Genomic DNA, 14897 nt, shown 5'->3' on the forward strand with positions numbered 1-14897 from the left:
GATCGTGTTTCGGGGGCCTTTCGGGGTGGTCCCGGCCTCAGCGGCAGGTGCGGCGGCGCCTACGCGCGATGCGGGTTGAAGTCCAGGAGGACCTTGCCGTTCTTCCGGAAGTACACGAGTGCCTCGGGGAAGTCCGCCGCCTTGTAGACGGGCGCGGAGGGCAGGACGAGTCTTCCCTCGGCAACCAGCCGCGCGGACTCCGCGTTCAGAGCCGGAAAGCGGGGCAGAAACTCGTCCTGGTACATCCAGAACTCCGTCGTGGTGATGTTCTTCGTCTTCAGCGCGTCCGGGGCGGGCGTGAACGGCCGGCCGCTCAGGTACCCGTAGATCGCCAGCAAGGCGCCGTCGGTCAGCACGTCCAGCAGCAGCGCAGTCGCCGTTCCGCTGACGCCGTCGAGGCCGAGTAGTACCGGATCGGATCCGATGGCTTCCCGCACGCGCGCGCCGGCGTCCGCCGAGTCGACGACCACGACGTCGGCGCCGAGGTCTTCGAGTTCGTTCACGAGTTCCGCACGGCGCACGATGTTGATCGTTCGCAGCCCGCGCTCCTTGGCGAACACGATGACGGACCGGCCGACCCCGCTGTTCGCCGCGTTCTGCACCACCCAGGAACCGGCCGGAAGGTCGCGCAGGCCGACCAGGAGCCCCGCGGTGACGGGATTGATGCTGAGCATCGCGGCCTGATCGAGGCTGATGGACTTGTCCAAGACGCTCAGGTCTGCTGCCTTGGCCATGACCTGCGCGGACCAGGAAAAGACGCCGAAGGGAAGCAGGACCCTGTCGCCGGGACGGACCTCCGTGACGTCGGGCCCTACGGACACGACCGTGCCGACGCCCTCGTTGCCGATGGCGGTGGGCAGCTCAGGGCGGAGGGGGTAGATGCCCTGCGCCAGGAGGAGGTCGTGGTGGTCGAGCGGGGCATACTCGACTTGGATCAGTGCCTGCCCGGCGGTGGGAGCCGGGGGCGCGGGCACGTCCACAACCTTCAGGCTCTTCTCCGGCTCCCCGAACTGGGTGAGGTGAATGGCGAGCATGGGACACGACTCCTTGCTACGAGACATCGGTGCGGACGAAGACATGGCTCAGTGACGCGCTCTCATCGCAGCTTGAACCTCCCGTCTCGGCGGCTCTTCAGGCTCGCACCTGTTCCACGGAATTGCCGGGAGAGGCTCACCGGGCGACGGCGGGAGGTGAGCGCGCCGACCGTCCTGCGTCGAATCTCTGCTGAGCGTCATGGATACAGGCCGTGCCGATGTCGACGTGGTCGCCATGGGCGCCGCTGTGCGTCAGAGGACGTCATGAGAAGTGCACGTCACTCAGGTCGATGCTCACCATGACGTGATCGTGGTCGGGACTTCCCTCGGGCCCGCGCAGATACGCGCGACGCTTGGTCGGGAACTTGATGCCGTCTGTTTCCTCCATGTCAGTGACGTACTGGGCGGCCGCGAAGCCGCCGGCGATTTCGCAATGGTCAGGCGCTGCGGCAAGTTGTTCCTGCGGAACTGCGCGGCGCGTGCTGTGCTGCCGACTGGGGCATGCGTGGGTGCAGGTCAGGGTTCGATGACGAGGTTCTCGATGAGGCCGTCGCTGAGGGTAAAGCAGTAGTGCAGGTCCACTGCCCCGCCAGGGAAGTTGCCCTCAAGGTGGTGTGTGGCGAGGTAGTGGTCCGGGTCGGGTGCGGTGGCAGTGGCATGAGCGCAAACATCACCGAGCCATCACGGGACCACTCCACAGCCACCTCGGTGGACCAGCAGCTGCGGCAGCTGTTCGACGGCATGCATGACATCCCCGCGATGATTTCGGGCCGGCGCCAGGACCTGCTGGCCTGGAACACAGCGGCCATCGTCGTACTCACCGACTTCGGCGCGCTGCCCCCGGCAGCTCGGCCACACCGGAGCCGGTCAGCGGTCGGGCGGGAAGTGGTCACCGAACATCGGCAGGCCGCTGGCGGACTCGGCGTGGGTCGCCTCATCCTGTAGGACGTCCCAATGTTCGGCGAGCTTGCCGTTTTCCATGCGCACCACGTCGGCCGCCACCGAGGCGGCGGGGCTGCCTTGGCCGCTGAAGCGGCCGTAGAGCATGACGTGATCGCCTTCGGCGAGGACGAACTGGTGCTCGTAGCGCAGGGTGTCCGGCAGCGAGCGGACCAGGCCGAACAGACCCGCGCGTCCTGGTGCGATGTGCGCGCTGTGCTGGATGTAGCGCTCGGACCAGAAGTCTTCGGCGGCGACGTAGTCACGCTTGTTGAACAGCGCGTCGAACGCTTCCAGCACCAGTGCCTTGTTCTGTTCGGGAGTAGTCATGTGGTCCTCCACGAGGTAGCCCCTGCATCCCCTCGCCCATCATCATGTCGATTGACATGGTTTTCTGCACCCGCCGCGCCGCAGAGCGCACGCGGCTGATCCTCGCCGACTCCTACTCGAAATCGAGGAAGAGTTTGGCGTGCTTGACGAACAGCTCGGGGTACTGGTGATGAGCACCGTGGTTCGCGTCGGGGTAGAGGATGAGCTGGGCGATTCCTCCTGCCGGTGTACGTCTCGAAGAAGAGCGCCTCGGTCTCGGGGGGCATGGCTCCCAGGCCCAGTCCGCCGCGGGGCGCGGTTCAGACCACCAGCTTGCGCACCAGTTCGGGACGGTCGAGGGCGACCTGCTGCCCCACCAGACCACCCATGGAGTGGGCGAGAACGTCGATGACGGTAAGGCCGAGGGCATCAATGAACGCCTCGGCGTCCCGCGCCATCTGCTCGATGGTGTCGGGAGTCCGGCCGCCGCTGGAGGCGACGCCGGCGGCCCTGCGAGACCGGCATCGCCGATCGGCGTGGATCAGTGAACCTCGCTGGGACGCAGCGCGTCTCACCTTGCTGATTGCGTGCGCTAGAAGCCTGAAGAACAGTTCCACTCACGGCCAGGTCAACCGGGCGCGGAGCGAACCTCCGCGCCCGGACAGGTCAGTTGGCGGTGTGACCGCCATCCACGTTGAGAATATGCCCGGTGATGAATGAAGCTTCGTCCGATGCAAGGAAAACGATCGCGTCGGCAAGCTCCTTAGGGAGGCCGAGGCGACCCAACGGAACATCCGCCACCAGAGCCGCCTTGTTCTCCGGTATGCCGGTAAAGCGGGTCAGCATGCCGGTATCTGTAGGACCAGGCGCCACGCCGTTCACGCGGATTCCAGACTTGGCGACCTCGAGCGCCACGGACTTGGTGATGCCTTCGACGGCATGCTTGCTGCCGACATAGAGGGAGGCTCCCGCCGCACCCTCGTGCCCGTAGGTCGAGGAGATGTTGATGATGGCTCCGCTGCCCTGTCCTTGCATGACGCGCACTTCGTGCTTCATGCTCAGGATCACGCCGAGAACATTCGTGTCGAACGTCGCGGCATAGGTTTCCGCGGTCTGCTCCGTGATCGGGCCGACCTGGCCTTCGGTGCCAGCACTGTTCACCGCGACATCGAGACGGCCGAACTGTGCGACGGTCTCGTCGACCAGAGCGCGGATGTCATCCTCCTTGCGGACGTCCGCGTTGATGAACTCGGCCTCGGAACCGAAAGAGCTCAGCTCCTCGGCGAGCGCCTTGCCGGCCTCATCGCGTCGACCGGCAACGACCACCTTCGCGCCCTTCTTGGCGAAGGCGACGGCGGTGGCGCGGCCGATGCCGCTGAGCGCTCCGGTGATCAGAATGACGGGCTTGTTCATTTCAACTCCTGTGCTTCTGTGCTGCCGGGCGACCTGGTCGCAGACGCGTTCGCTCGGACGCGGGTGCATTCTCCTTGGCTGCCTTTCATGTCTCGGCCGGTGATGAGGTCGAACTCGTTGCCTTCGGGGTCGGCGAACGTCGTCCAGCGGGCGAAGCCCTGAGTGACGTCGCGGATCCGGGACGCGCCGAGCACGATCAGCCGCTGGGGCTCGGCCTCGAAGAGGGGGCTGATGAGGTCGAGGTGGAGCCGGTTCTTCACTGACTGCGGCTCGGGGACCTGGTGGATGCTCAGCCGCGGGGTGGCTCCGTCCGGGGCGAGTGTGGCGAATGGGGGATTCGCGCCCGGGGCGACGTCCTGCCCGAGTGCCTCGGCCCAGAAGTGCGCGAGTTTCTCGGCGTGGGCGGCGTCGACGCTCAGTCCGTACGCGGTGTTGCTCATGAGCGTTTGCCTCTCAGGGCAGGCAGGTTCAGATGGCGGTGCGGCCGCCGTCGACGGCGATGGTCGCGCCGGTGACGTAGCCGGCCTTCGGCGAGACGAGGAAGGCGACGACCTCGGCGATCTCTTCGGGCTCTGCAGCGCGCTTGATCGCGGTGGTCTCGGCGAGCGCGTCGAACAGGTCGCGGGCCTCGGGCCGGGTGTAGACCGGTCCGGGGGCGACGGTGTTGAAGCGGACGCCGCGGCCGCTGTACTCGGCGGTCCAGCCCCGGGTCAGTGACGCCAGCGCGGCCTTGGTCGCGCCGTACGCGGCGCCGGTGGCCAGGCCGAGGCTGCCGGCCATGCTGCCGATGTTGATCACTGCGCCCGATCCCTTCGCCGCCATCGCCGGGGCGAACGCGGCGACGAGGAAGAACGGCGCGCGGACGTTGCTGGCGAACATCGCGTCGTACTCGGAGACCTTCATCTCCTCGGTAGGTGCCCAGATGGCTTGCCCCGCGTTGTTGACCAGGACGTCGATCTCGCCGACCTCGCCGGCGAGTCGGTCGATGCCGGCCGCGTCCTCAAGGTCCGCCTCGACAAACCAGGCGTGGCCGCCTGCCGCGGTAATTTCATTGACGGTCTCGGCGCCTCGCTGAGCGTTGCGGCCGGCCACGACAACGGACATTCCATCGGCAGCGAGCCGCTTGGCGACCGCCCGGCCGATGCCGGACGTGGCCCCTGTGACCAGGGCAGTAATGGGGTGCAGGTCGAGGTTTTCGTGCTCCACAGACATGGGATGCACCTTCCAAATTTGTCATCCAGACCGGTCTGTCTGGTAACACTTTCAAAGCTAGACAGACCTGTCTGGATATGTCAAGGGGAATGCGCGACCAATAAAGACAGACAGACCTGTCTGCTACTATGCGCGTATGTCTGACAAGGTGCTGTCACCAAAGGAACGCAGCGCGGCAGCGCGGGCGCGGCTGCTGGCCGCCGCCAACGAGCTGTTCTACGCCGAGGGTGTCCAGTCGGTCGGGATCGACCGCGTCATCGAGCACGCCGGAGTCGCGAAAGCAACGCTGTACAGCGCATTCGGCAGCAAGGACGGCCTGGTCCGCGCCTACCTGCAGGCACGGCACGCCGCGACCGCCGAGCGCATGGCACACGAACTCGAGACCCGTTACGACAGCCCGAAGGAGCGCCTGGTCGGCGCGTTCGAGGTGCAGGGTCTGTCGTTCGCCGAGCCGGGTTTCCGTGGCTGTGCGTTCATCAGCGCGAGTGCCGATGCCCCACCCGGCGGCGTTGTCGAGCAGGCCGCGCAGGACTACCGCACCTGGCTGCATGAGCTGTTCTTCGCCCTCGCCCAGCAGGCAGGCGCCAAGGACGCGAAGTCACTTGCCCACCAACTGGTCATCCTCTACGACGGCGCCGGCATCAGCGCCTGGCTGGACCGCGACCCCACCGCCGAAACAGCGGCCCGCACCGTAGCCGCAGCCCTGGTCGACGCCGCCATCCCAGACTGAGACGAAACCACCCCACGGCGACCACGATCACCAAACCTCGAATTCCTTGCCTTCGCCGGGATAGCCGCGACTCTGATCTGCTACCGCCGGCTCTCCACCTGAGACGGCGCTCAGGTATTGGCGCCCCGTGCCGTTACCTGCCAGCGGTCGATCACCTCGCGGTCTCGGACGACCAGTAGCTCATCGGCGAGATTTACCGGCGTGCATACGTGGTTGGGGACGACAGCGACCAACGCCCCGAGGCGTGGCCCCCGCACCCATTCCGGAAGCCGGACAACGGCGTGGCGCTCCCACAACCCAGCGATGGTTGCCTGCGGGAACTGGGGCAGGTAGCCGTGACCCGTCACCCAGGGCGACCGGTCGGAGCCGAGGACCTTGCTACCGACATCAAGCACAAAGCGGTCAGGGACTGGAACGCTGATCACCGTCGCCGCAGCGACCAGCGCCAGATCCTCCACACCGCATGTGCCGATGGCCAACTGGGTGGCGTCACCCGGCGCTCGCAAGCTGCCTACGACTCGCCTTTCAGACCGTTTGGGACAGCCGCGCCGGAGTCCATCTCGGGGCCCTGAAGGGGGCCTGCCCCGCGCCGCGTTCACCCGCCCTTCACCGCGACAACCGGCCCGGCCACCGCTGACCTATCAGGTTCAAACGCGAGTACGGGGGCGCCACCCGGGCAGTGCCGCAAGCGGGCTGACGGCGAGCCCGGCGTGATCCACCGGACAGGGCATGGTGATCTGATGCGGAAGCTCTTCGCCAGATCGACTACAGCCCGCGAGGCGTCGGGCGGTCAGGCCATCCAGAAGAAAACCGCCGTCATCCGTTTCTCCTCCAACGTGGTGCCGCAGTAACCGGTGGCCGCGTGGATCAGGTTCGCGGAGTAGAGCAGCAGCCGATTGGCGCGATGGGGGACGCGGACGTCCTCGACAAAGGAGCCCGGCGCGACGATCCCCCTCCACGGTGCGCGCGGCCCCCTCACGCGGCTACGTCCCCGTCCCGGAGAAGGCAGATTCGACAACCTCGAGCTGCACCAGAGGCCCTGTCTTCATGCCGGCCAGGCGGCAAGATCACCCGACCGAACCGTTCCAGTCGAACCCACGTCCACCAAGATCGTTACGACAACGGCTTCTCAGCTCATGCAGCTCCCCGATCGAAAGCGATGACTGGCTTGTGAACGTGGGAAAGGTGATGGCCCCCCAGGCCATCAAGAAGTACGACGCTGTTCCGCTGAAAATTCGTGATGCCGTACGCACAACCGGAAAGTGACCACTGACACTTCGCGGCGGCGGTACTGACAGATTCATAGCAAACGACAAACAGGCCGGCGGACAACCGATAGCGAGGACGCGCCCCGGCGCACGCAGCTCCGCCACCGTGCTCCGCTAGGTGCGCGTTCGCTGATCCGGGTGATACCAACCATGCCCTCAAGCAGTAGGGGCAGAAGTTCGTGAGAGGGGGAGCCGCCAGCAGAGCCGCAGTCGGGCGGAGATCCCTTCGCAGAGCCCGTCCCGGCCAGCCGAGGCGGCCATCCCACACGAAACAGCCAAGCCGTCGGCAACCAAGAAGGCGGTGCCTTGGATATGGGCGGAGCACTACTTGCGCGCGGCATGGGGAGCTTCTTCAAGAAATGCGCGTGCGGACGGCCTGCGAGATGCCCGCACAACTACACGGTCCGCTACCGGGATCTATCGGGCCGACAACGCGAGGAGAGCGGGTATGCCACCCAGCAAACCGCCCGGGACCGTCTCGTCCACCTCTACACCACCAAATGCAACGCTCCCGCCGCCCTGCTCGAAGAGCGCCGCCGACTGGCGCGGATGACCTTCGCCGAATACGCGGAGTACTGGCGCACGCGGCAACGCCACCTCGTGGACTACTCCACGGGCCGAAAACACCGCTCCCATCTCACCGCACACCTCTATCCGGAACTCGGCGAACACCGGATGGAATCCATCAGCCCGATGATCACCGAGCGTTTCATCACCGGCATGGAACGCCGGAACATCCAGCCTGGAACACAGCGCAACGTCTATGGCCTCCTCCGGGCCGTCCTCCTGGACGCGGTCCGCAAAGGAGCCATCGCCACCGACCCCACCCTCGGCATCAAAACCCGCGACTACCTTCCCCCGCGATCCATCATCCCGACCGTCGAATACGCCACAGCCGCGGCCCGCACGGCGGATTTCCAGCTGGGCCTGATGATCACCATGATGCGCGGCTGCGGACTGCGCAACGGCGAGGCCCGCGCCGTCAACGTCAACAACGTGATCTCCGACGACGTATACCGGGTGACCTGCCAGATCCACCACAACACCTACAGGCCCGCACCCCTGAAACACCGCCGGCCAGGAGAATTCCGCGACGTCCCCCTGCCGCGATCCGTAAAGGAAGCCATCGAACGCTTTGAACAGCGACACGGCACGACGGACGAGGGCTACCTGCTGCGCGGACCGAACGGCTATTTCACCTACCGGATAGAGAGCACGCGAGCAGCCAAACTGCACACCGTACTGCCTCCCCCGGACGGCATGACCCTCTCCGGCTACCGCGACCTGTTCGCCTCCGTCTGCCTGGAACACGGCATCCCCATCACCGACGTCTCCGAATGGCTGGGTCACCGCAAGATCGAGACGACCTACCGCGCCTACCGACACGTGATGCCCGGATCGCTCGCACGGGCCAGGCAAGCCCTGGACCACACCCTCGCAACCTGATCACCCACCCGCCACCGCATTCCGAACCCCGCCCCCCCCCGCAGGCCAGGGCACCGCCTCATCGACGGAATACCGGTGGCGGTGCCATCACCTCGACACCGAAATACCCGCCGCTCCCCCGCAAGAGGGCAACCAGCGCCGACCAGAGCCCCTCCGGCAACGGCACCGCCACTACAAACAAGATCCACTGACGAACCGTCAGAAAAGTCAGCAGGAGGTCAGCATGAAGACTGCCGAAGCCGCCCACACATGAGCACACCTGCACATTGGCGAATCCGTACACTCCCCTTCGCCACCTGCAAAAACGCCGGTCAGCACGCCGTCTGCAAACTGACTGCAAATCGCGGTGCCAGTGGAAGCCGAAGAGGCACCGCGCTCAGCACATGGCCAGACCGCCGTGCCCATGCACGTTCAGCGGTTCCCGGCCGCTCCCCACGCCTCGCTGATTCTCATCACGCGCCGGCGACCAGCCTCCAGGGCCCTTCTTGGCGCTGCCGCCGCCGTGGCCTGGCAATCAGGTAGCTGACGCCAAGATCCGGACCATGCACGGACCGACGCTTCACAGACGGCCATTACAGCAGCCATTACAGCAGGCCAGCACCACTATGAGCGCTGTACCACCAGCAGACGAAGAACCTGCTGGTGGGCCTCTTGCCTGACCTGCGGCAGTCACGCAGCGTAGTTCGCAGCGCCTCATTTGGTCTGGCTTCCGACGGCGCCCCGTCCCGCGGCACGGGCCATCCCTGGGGAGAATCTGGGGAGTTTGGGCGGCGCTGGGGAGCGCGTGGGGAGAATCAACTGCGTAACGCGGCACGAGCCCGAAAGGCGCTGAAAGATCTGCCTCCGCAGATCAGAGGCCCGCACAGCCGCATCACTCCAGGTCAGGGCAGCTAGGTAGACAACTTCATGATGTACGTACCGAGATCGTCGGCCTCGACGATTCCCGGAAGCGATCCGCCCTCACGCAAGGGCGTGACATAGCGGGTCGCTATCACTTCGGTCAGCATTTTCCCAGGCTATCCGACCCAGTGGCCTTACAAAGAACGATTAAATCCAGACGCGCACAAGCCGGGGAATCCGCCACGGTCAGCCCTGGAGAGAATCTGGAGAGTTGCTACCGGCACGGTGGATCCCTCATCGTCTCGAGCAATCCGTCAACGGCGGTGCGCCCCTTGCCTCCAGCCTCCGGTATGAAGTGAGCGTAGTAACCGAGCGTGACAGCCGGCGAGGAGTGCCCGGGCCACCGCGCCACAGTCACCACGGCCCCCCCCCCCCGCCTCCAGCATGATCGAGGCGTAGGTGTGCCGCAGCACGTGGAAGCCGTCCTTCGGTGCTGCCTCCCGCTGCCATGACTTCGCCCCCTTGGGACGCGGAGGGATGATGTCGGCCTCGGACTGCGCCGGCTTCCAGGTGCAGGTGTTCCATGTGTTCGCAGCCACAGCGTTACCGAGTCGCGCGGTAAGCCGAAGGGAGAGCTTCCTCCGTGCTTCTGGAAGGGCGAAGTGCAACTTCCCGTTGGCCGACTGGACTTGACGACGGACGTGCAGTACGCCTCTCGCAAAGTCGATGTCCTGCGGACTCAGAGACTTCGCATGCACAGGATTCCGGGCGAGCCGCTTGTCATCAACGGCAGCCTCCAGAATGCTGGACAACTCGGACAGGACGCCGCGCCGGTAATCGACCGAGGAGATGGTGGAAGCCAACTTCGCTGTGCACGCGGGAAGTTCGGCTGAGGTGTTGTTCCTGAGCGGCAACTGACCCAAATACGGAACGATACGCCGCTCAGTGCGGGGCTCGATGGCTGTAGGGGCGAAGGGGCGGCGCCTGGAGCGCACAGCTCGGGCGGCCTGCTGTGGCACAACATGCTTGGCCAGAAAGGCCAGTTGGGCGGTCTGACCCATCCCCGGGGCGGCGGCTGACCAGCCCGGAGCAAGACCCTGTATCCGCTCCATGAACAGCGGCCTCAGGCGGCCTGCGTCATCGGTCGGTTGCGGTGCGGGGCGGGTGGGTTGCCCTATCAGGCAATGACGGAGGCGTACGACCCCAGACCCTTGCCTGGCCCTTTCGTCCGCCGGCTCCGCGAACTGCGGCAGCAGCTTCGCCGTCGACGCTCCGCCCGCGGAACCCACACCGGCTGACCCATGCGGATGAAACGAACTTTCGAGCCACGTTGATCACTCACGCCCAACGAGGCTCCCTGGACGCGTGACCTGAATGCACCCTAGTTCAAGGGGGCGCCAAAGAAAGGATTCGCCACGGCTTGACCACTCTGAGTAGTGTGGCCAAGTAATAGTCGAATGGGAGCATTCCGCTCCGCTTCATGGATGTTCAAGTGGCTTCCGGGCGTCTTTGACACGCATCGGTTCAGGCCACGTCGGATCAGACGCTTCTCTTCTCATGGCGTCGACTGCCGCAATGCGCCTGTGGAAGTATTAACGGCTCATTACAGAGGTCTCCGAAAATGGGAGCGCACGGAGGCAGGCGGGGTGGAGCTGTATGCATTACAGGGAATCGGTGCATCGCCCGAGGTGACCTTCCTGGTGGATTCAGTCGAGCCGGTGATCTGTGACCCTAGGCTGCGCTGGCGATCTGCGTAATTCGGCGAGGTCTTGGTCATGTGCGGAAGGCAAGCCATATCAAGTGCAGGTTCGCGTCTTCGTGAAGCGCTTGCCATCTAAGCCAGAGCGGCATGACACAAATACTGAAGGCGCACCCCCTCAGCCCCTTCGGCGAGAGAAAAGCAAACCTTTTCCATCTCCTTCCATGTCTAATTCTTACAAGACAGAACGGAAGTGTCACTCATGCAACGCATAATCCTTTGCGCTGACGACCTGGCACGTATCAGAATCGCCGGCCCCCTCGGTCGGTACGCCGAGGCAATTTTCGCCGTTGATGCCTTACGCAACACGAAGAGCGAATTATTCCGGACCTGGCGCCGAAGAGTCATTGCGAGAATGTCACGTTCAGTCAATGGGCTCGATGGGGTTCGGCGACTGGTGAGGGTGCGCGGTGGTGCCCGGGAGATCCTGCGTGCGTGGTCGGGTGGCACAGAAACGTCGGATACGGCCCGCTTCAGTATCCCCGGGCTGCGCCAGTCGCAGTTATTGGCTGCCGTTGACGAGATGTGCCAGGTGGCCGTTCAGCCATATTGGAGTCGCGTCTACTCCCATCTCGCCTCGGCTCAGAATTTCCGTCGGGATATCATGTGCGGCGACGGAATCGAGGCCCTGCTGAACAGTCTTGGTCCGGGAATACGGTGGCACGCGCCCGTACTGACAATCGACTCCGAGGGCACCCCGTATGTCGAGCCGAACGGGCGCGGGCTGCTGCTGTCTCCTTCACTCTTCCTGCAGGACGCCGGCGTGTTGGTCCCGTCGCCTCCGGGGACAGTGGAGGGCAGTCCAGTCCTGGTCTTCCCCGACCGTCCCCATGACCACTGCGGCTTGCTCTCGGACGAGGGCCTCCTGTCCATGCCTGCCGCGACCCGCCGGTCGCAGGAGAACCTGGCCGCCTTGATGGGCAGGACCCGGGCAGCGGTCCTCAATGGCTTGCGGGACGGCTGTAGCAACGGTGAACTCGCCGAGAAGCTGGGGGTCACCCCGGCAGCGGTGAGCCAGCACACCGCCACACTGCGGAATGCCGGACTGATCTCGACCCGCCGTAGCGGCAGCCAGGTCGTGCACACCGTCACCGCGCTCGGCCGCCACTTGCTGCGCGACGGACCGGAGTCCGCCGAGCTGCGCGGCCACGCGGCAACCGGCCCTCACGCGACAGGCCATTCGTTTCCGAGTGGCGCGCCTTGCCCCCTCACCCCCGATGCCATACGTACGCCGACACCCGTAATGCCCCGCTCCGCTTAAGCTGAACCTAAAAAGGTTGTCTTCCGCAGAATCGACCTGAATCATGAGCTATGTCGATAGGGGCACGGGAGTCCGAGCTCACTTGGCGCCCAGCGCGCCATTGAACGAAGACTCCCCACGGGCAAGGGACAATGGGGGGGAAGTGGACCCGAAGTATGGGCCGTATATCGTTGCCGATTCCAATTGGTACGAGCCACTGGAGCGCTGTGACGATGCCGCCTCGCAGTTCTCTTTAGCCAATCGGGAATTGCCCGTTGAATGGAAACGGGGCCAGTACGGCGTCTGGGAAGTCCTCGCTCCCATCGGCGGGCAGCAGTTACCCGAACAGGGCTGGAAGATTCACATCACTGCCACGCCCGATACCGCCGAGGAAGTTATCGAGCAGACCTGGGCAGTGTGCCGACGGTTGAACCTCCCCTGGAAGTTCCTGCGCAGCCGCCGCATCGCGACCGTACTCAACAGCAAGTACGCCAACCGCGCCGCCAGCGGCAAGGTCGTCACCGTCTACCCGCGCGACGCGGAAGAGCTGCACACCGCCCTCACCGAACTCGATGCGGTACTCGGTGGCCGACCCGGCCCGTACGTCCTCTCCGACCACCGCTGGAACAAGGGGCCGGTGTCGGTCCGGTACGGGGCGTTCGCACTCATGTGGTGCGAACTGCCCGACGGCTCCCGGGTGCCGGCACTGCGCGATCCGCAGGGCAACGCTGTTCCCGACCGGCGACGGCCGGCTTTCACCGTTCCCGAGTGGGCCGAGACCCCGGAGTTCCTCGCCGCCAGCCTCGCCGCCGCGGACGAGGACACCGCCGCCACACTCAACGGTTACACGGTCCTCAAAGCCCTGCACTTCTCCAACGGCGGCGGCGTGTACCTGGCCAAGGCATCCGACGGCACTCAGGTCGTCCTGAAGGAGGCACGGCCGCACGCGGGCCTGGACGCGGGCGGTGCTGACGCGGTGGACCGGCTGCGCAACGAATGGTCGGCCCTGAAAACCGTCGGCCACCTGCCGTTCGTCCCGCGCCCCATCGAGTACTTCACCGCGTGGGAGCATCACTACCTGGCCATGGAGCACATCCAGGGGCAGTCCCTCAGCACGTGGATGGGCCGTGACTATCCCCTCACCCGCCACGCACCGGACGAGCGGGCACGCGCCGAGTACACCACGCTGGCCCTTGACCACCTTGGGCAGGCGGAGGCCGCGATCGAGACCCTGCACAAGGCGGGGATGGCCTTCGGCGACCTTCACCCGCACAACATCCTCATCCGTGACGACGGCACCGTCGCCCTGGTGGACTTCGAGATCGCCACGGCTGTCGATACCGAGCGCACCGCTGTGCTCGGCGCCCCCGGTTTCATCGACCTGTCGCTCACCAACGCCCGCGATAGCGATCTGTTCTCCCTGGGCTGTTGCCAACTCTCCGCGTTCGTGCCGCTCACCGGTCTGGTACAGCGCACTCCGGCGGTCATCGGCCACCTGATCGAGATGGCCACCACCGCCTTCCCCGCACTGCCTGCGGCGTACGTCGAGCGGATGGTAGAGCGCCTGGCGCTGTCCCCAAGCGTGCGTCCCCACCTACCCGGACATCGGTCCGACGCGGTGCCCACGCTCGCGCCCCCGCGCGCCGACTCCCTGCTGCGGGGCATCGGCCGGTCCGCCGACACCACTCGCACCGACCGCCTCTTCCCCGGCGACATCGCCGGGCATCGGGAAGGCGCGACGCTGGGGCTCGCCTACGGAACCCCTGGGATCCTCCTGGCCCAGCTGAGCGCAGGCTCCTCCGTGGACCCCGAACACCTCGCGTGGCTGGAGCACGCAGCCCGCCGGGCCCCGGCCCGCACCCCGCTCGGCCTGTACGACGGGCTGGCCGGCACGGCATGGCTGCTGCACCGACTCGACAACCCACTGGGCGAGGAGCTCATCGACCGTATCCTCTCCAGCCAACTTCCCTCCTCTCCCGGCCTGTTCAACGGCCTGACCGGCATCGCCCATCTCCTATTGGACGCCGGCAAACGCGACGAAGCACTCAAGCTGGCCGCGGCCGTCCGTGAACGCATCGGCGAAGAGGGAGTGTTGGACCGCCCCGGCCTGATGTACGGCTGGTCCGGACCGGCCGTACTGCTCGCCCGCTGCTCCCGGCTGACCGGCGACGGCGACTGGGCCGAGGCTGCCGCGCTCGCCGTACGCGCCGACCTCAGGCATGCACGGCAGCTGGACGGAACACTCCAGATGAGCAGTTCCCAGCGGCTGCTCCCCTACCTCGCCGAGGGCTCGGCCGGAGTCGCCCTGGCGGCCATGGCGCTCCCCGAGGCCCAAGCCACCGCGATCGGCGCCGACGACATCGTGGCGGGGGCGGCGCGCGCCACAGCAGTCCAAACCGTGGTCCAGGGCGGCCTGTTCAACGGCCGGGCCGGGAACGTCTACTTCCTCTCCCACGCCGCGGCGCACGTCCCGCAAGCGCGCTCGTGGGCCGAGCACCAGCTGCGCCTCCTGTCAGTGCATGTGGCCGACCACGGCGGCGAACAGGTCCTTTACGGTGACCAACTCCTGCGCCTGTCTGCCGACCTGGCCACCGGCTCCGCCGGTCTCCTGCTGGCAATGGAGGCAGCCAAGACTTCCGGCGGGCGTCTGCTCCCCGGCGCCCATCCCGATCAGGGGTGAGCACCGGACGAAGCGGTCCGCCGGGCC

At 66.0% G+C, this 14897-nt stretch carries 13 protein-coding genes and 2 pseudogenes; 5 read left to right on the forward strand and 10 right to left on the reverse strand.

What is annotated here, in order from left to right; genetic code table 11:
* Positions 1-59 precede the first annotated feature (59 nt).
* Together ADL29_RS18725 and ADL29_RS46050 are read right to left on the reverse strand one after the other, a co-directional pair.
* Complete coding sequence (locus ADL29_RS18725) at positions 60-1034, reverse strand: zinc-dependent alcohol dehydrogenase family protein (protein WP_053924795.1); 975 nt, start codon at positions 1032-1034, stop codon at positions 60-62.
* A 262-nt stretch (positions 1035-1296) separates the two neighbouring features.
* Positions 1297-1422, reverse strand: coding sequence for a hypothetical protein (locus tag ADL29_RS46050; RefSeq protein WP_281181886.1), 126 nt, complete (start codon positions 1420-1422; stop codon positions 1297-1299).
* A gap of 269 nt (positions 1423-1691) precedes the next feature.
* Here ADL29_RS46050 and ADL29_RS46055 point away from each other — a divergent pair, with 269 nt between their 5' ends.
* The gene (locus tag ADL29_RS46055; protein WP_157878532.1) at positions 1692-1979 is read left to right on the forward strand and encodes an MmyB family transcriptional regulator; all 288 of its coding nucleotides are present in this window, start codon (positions 1692-1694) and stop codon (positions 1977-1979) included.
* On the opposite strand, the gene ADL29_RS18735 is transcribed toward ADL29_RS46055, so the two are convergent.
* From ADL29_RS18735 to ADL29_RS18755, 5 genes are all read right to left on the reverse strand, one after another.
* Complete coding sequence (locus ADL29_RS18735; RefSeq protein WP_053924797.1) at positions 1902-2303, reverse strand: nuclear transport factor 2 family protein; 402 nt, start codon at positions 2301-2303, stop codon at positions 1902-1904. The two genes, ADL29_RS46055 and ADL29_RS18735, sit on opposite strands and share 78 nt — an antisense overlap.
* A 299-nt stretch (positions 2304-2602) precedes the next feature.
* Positions 2603-2899 carry an alpha/beta fold hydrolase gene (locus ADL29_RS46325; protein WP_053924798.1) on the reverse strand — a complete coding sequence of 99 codons (297 nt, stop codon included), beginning with the start codon at positions 2897-2899 and terminating at the stop codon, positions 2603-2605.
* 49 nt (positions 2900-2948) lie between these two features.
* The gene (locus ADL29_RS18745) at positions 2949-3695 is read right to left on the reverse strand and encodes an SDR family NAD(P)-dependent oxidoreductase (RefSeq protein WP_053924799.1); all 747 of its coding nucleotides are present in this window, start codon (positions 3693-3695) and stop codon (positions 2949-2951) included.
* Complete coding sequence (locus ADL29_RS18750; protein WP_053924800.1) at positions 3692-4135, reverse strand: VOC family protein; 444 nt, start codon at positions 4133-4135, stop codon at positions 3692-3694. The genes ADL29_RS18745 and ADL29_RS18750 overlap by 4 nt, the downstream gene beginning before the upstream one ends.
* Before the next feature lie 28 nt (positions 4136-4163).
* A complete protein-coding gene (locus tag ADL29_RS18755; RefSeq protein ID WP_053924801.1) occupies positions 4164-4907 on the reverse strand; it encodes an SDR family NAD(P)-dependent oxidoreductase in 744 nt (247 codons plus the stop codon).
* Between the two features lie 136 nt (positions 4908-5043).
* Here ADL29_RS18755 and ADL29_RS18760 point away from each other — a divergent pair, with 136 nt between their 5' ends.
* Positions 5044-5637: a TetR/AcrR family transcriptional regulator gene (locus ADL29_RS18760; RefSeq protein WP_053924802.1), complete on the forward strand. Its 594-nt coding sequence runs from the start codon at positions 5044-5046 to the stop codon at positions 5635-5637.
* Positions 5638-5747: 110 nt separating this feature from the next.
* On the opposite strand, the gene ADL29_RS18765 is transcribed toward ADL29_RS18760, so the two are convergent.
* Positions 5748-6116 (reverse strand): type III PLP-dependent enzyme domain-containing protein, encoded by a 369-nt coding sequence (locus ADL29_RS18765; RefSeq protein ID WP_245689509.1) that lies wholly within the window; start codon positions 6114-6116, stop codon positions 5748-5750.
* Between the two features lie 311 nt (positions 6117-6427).
* A pseudogene (locus tag ADL29_RS18770) lies at positions 6428-6583 on the reverse strand (DUF6445 family protein); the annotation flags it as partial.
* Between the two features lie 634 nt (positions 6584-7217).
* Here ADL29_RS18770 and ADL29_RS18775 point away from each other — a divergent pair.
* Positions 7218-8351, forward strand: coding sequence for a tyrosine-type recombinase/integrase (locus ADL29_RS18775; RefSeq protein WP_245689510.1), 1134 nt, complete (start codon positions 7218-7220; stop codon positions 8349-8351).
* Between the two features lie 896 nt (positions 8352-9247).
* Here ADL29_RS18775 and ADL29_RS46635 read toward each other — a convergent pair.
* Positions 9248-9358 (reverse strand): annotated as a pseudogene (locus tag ADL29_RS46635) (HipA family kinase); the annotation flags it as partial.
* A gap of 1794 nt (positions 9359-11152) precedes the next feature.
* Between ADL29_RS46635 and ADL29_RS18780 the strand changes: the two are divergent.
* Both ADL29_RS18780 and lanKC read left to right on the forward strand, forming a co-directional pair.
* Positions 11153-12211 carry an ArsR/SmtB family transcription factor gene (locus tag ADL29_RS18780; protein WP_078971113.1) on the forward strand — a complete coding sequence of 353 codons (1059 nt, stop codon included), beginning with the start codon at positions 11153-11155 and terminating at the stop codon, positions 12209-12211.
* Between the two features lie 43 nt (positions 12212-12254).
* Positions 12255-14870 carry a class III lanthionine synthetase LanKC gene (gene lanKC, locus ADL29_RS18785; RefSeq protein WP_078971114.1) on the forward strand — a complete coding sequence of 872 codons (2616 nt, stop codon included), beginning with the start codon at positions 12255-12257 and terminating at the stop codon, positions 14868-14870.
* Positions 14871-14897 lie beyond the last annotated feature (27 nt).

The organism is Streptomyces chattanoogensis (genome assembly GCF_001294335.1).
Taxonomy (GTDB): domain Bacteria; phylum Actinomycetota; class Actinomycetes; order Streptomycetales; family Streptomycetaceae; genus Streptomyces; species Streptomyces chattanoogensis.

Bases quoted from the DNA above. Each gene is read 5' to 3' on its own strand.
- lanKC (WP_078971114.1), top strand. From the start codon at position 12,255: ATGAGCTATGTCGATAGGGGCACGGGAGTCCGAGCTCACTTGGCGCCC.
- ADL29_RS18745 (WP_053924799.1), bottom strand. From the start codon at position 3,695: ATGAACAAGCCCGTCATTCTGATCACCGGAGCGCTCAGCGGCATCGGC.
- ADL29_RS46055 (WP_157878532.1), top strand. From the start codon at position 1,692: ATGAGCGCAAACATCACCGAGCCATCACGGGACCACTCCACAGCCACC.
- ADL29_RS18755 (WP_053924801.1), bottom strand. From the start codon at position 4,907: ATGTCTGTGGAGCACGAAAACCTCGACCTGCACCCCATTACTGCCCTG.
- ADL29_RS18735 (WP_053924797.1), bottom strand. From the start codon at position 2,303: ATGACTACTCCCGAACAGAACAAGGCACTGGTGCTGGAAGCGTTCGAC.
- ADL29_RS18760 (WP_053924802.1), top strand. From the start codon at position 5,044: ATGTCTGACAAGGTGCTGTCACCAAAGGAACGCAGCGCGGCAGCGCGG.
- ADL29_RS18780 (WP_078971113.1), top strand. From the start codon at position 11,153: ATGCAACGCATAATCCTTTGCGCTGACGACCTGGCACGTATCAGAATC.
- ADL29_RS46050 (WP_281181886.1), bottom strand. From the start codon at position 1,422: ATGGAGGAAACAGACGGCATCAAGTTCCCGACCAAGCGTCGCGCGTAT.
- ADL29_RS18750 (WP_053924800.1), bottom strand. From the start codon at position 4,135: ATGAGCAACACCGCGTACGGACTGAGCGTCGACGCCGCCCACGCCGAG.
- ADL29_RS18775 (WP_245689510.1), top strand. From the start codon at position 7,218: ATGGGCGGAGCACTACTTGCGCGCGGCATGGGGAGCTTCTTCAAGAAA.
- ADL29_RS18725 (WP_053924795.1), bottom strand. From the start codon at position 1,034: ATGCTCGCCATTCACCTCACCCAGTTCGGGGAGCCGGAGAAGAGCCTG.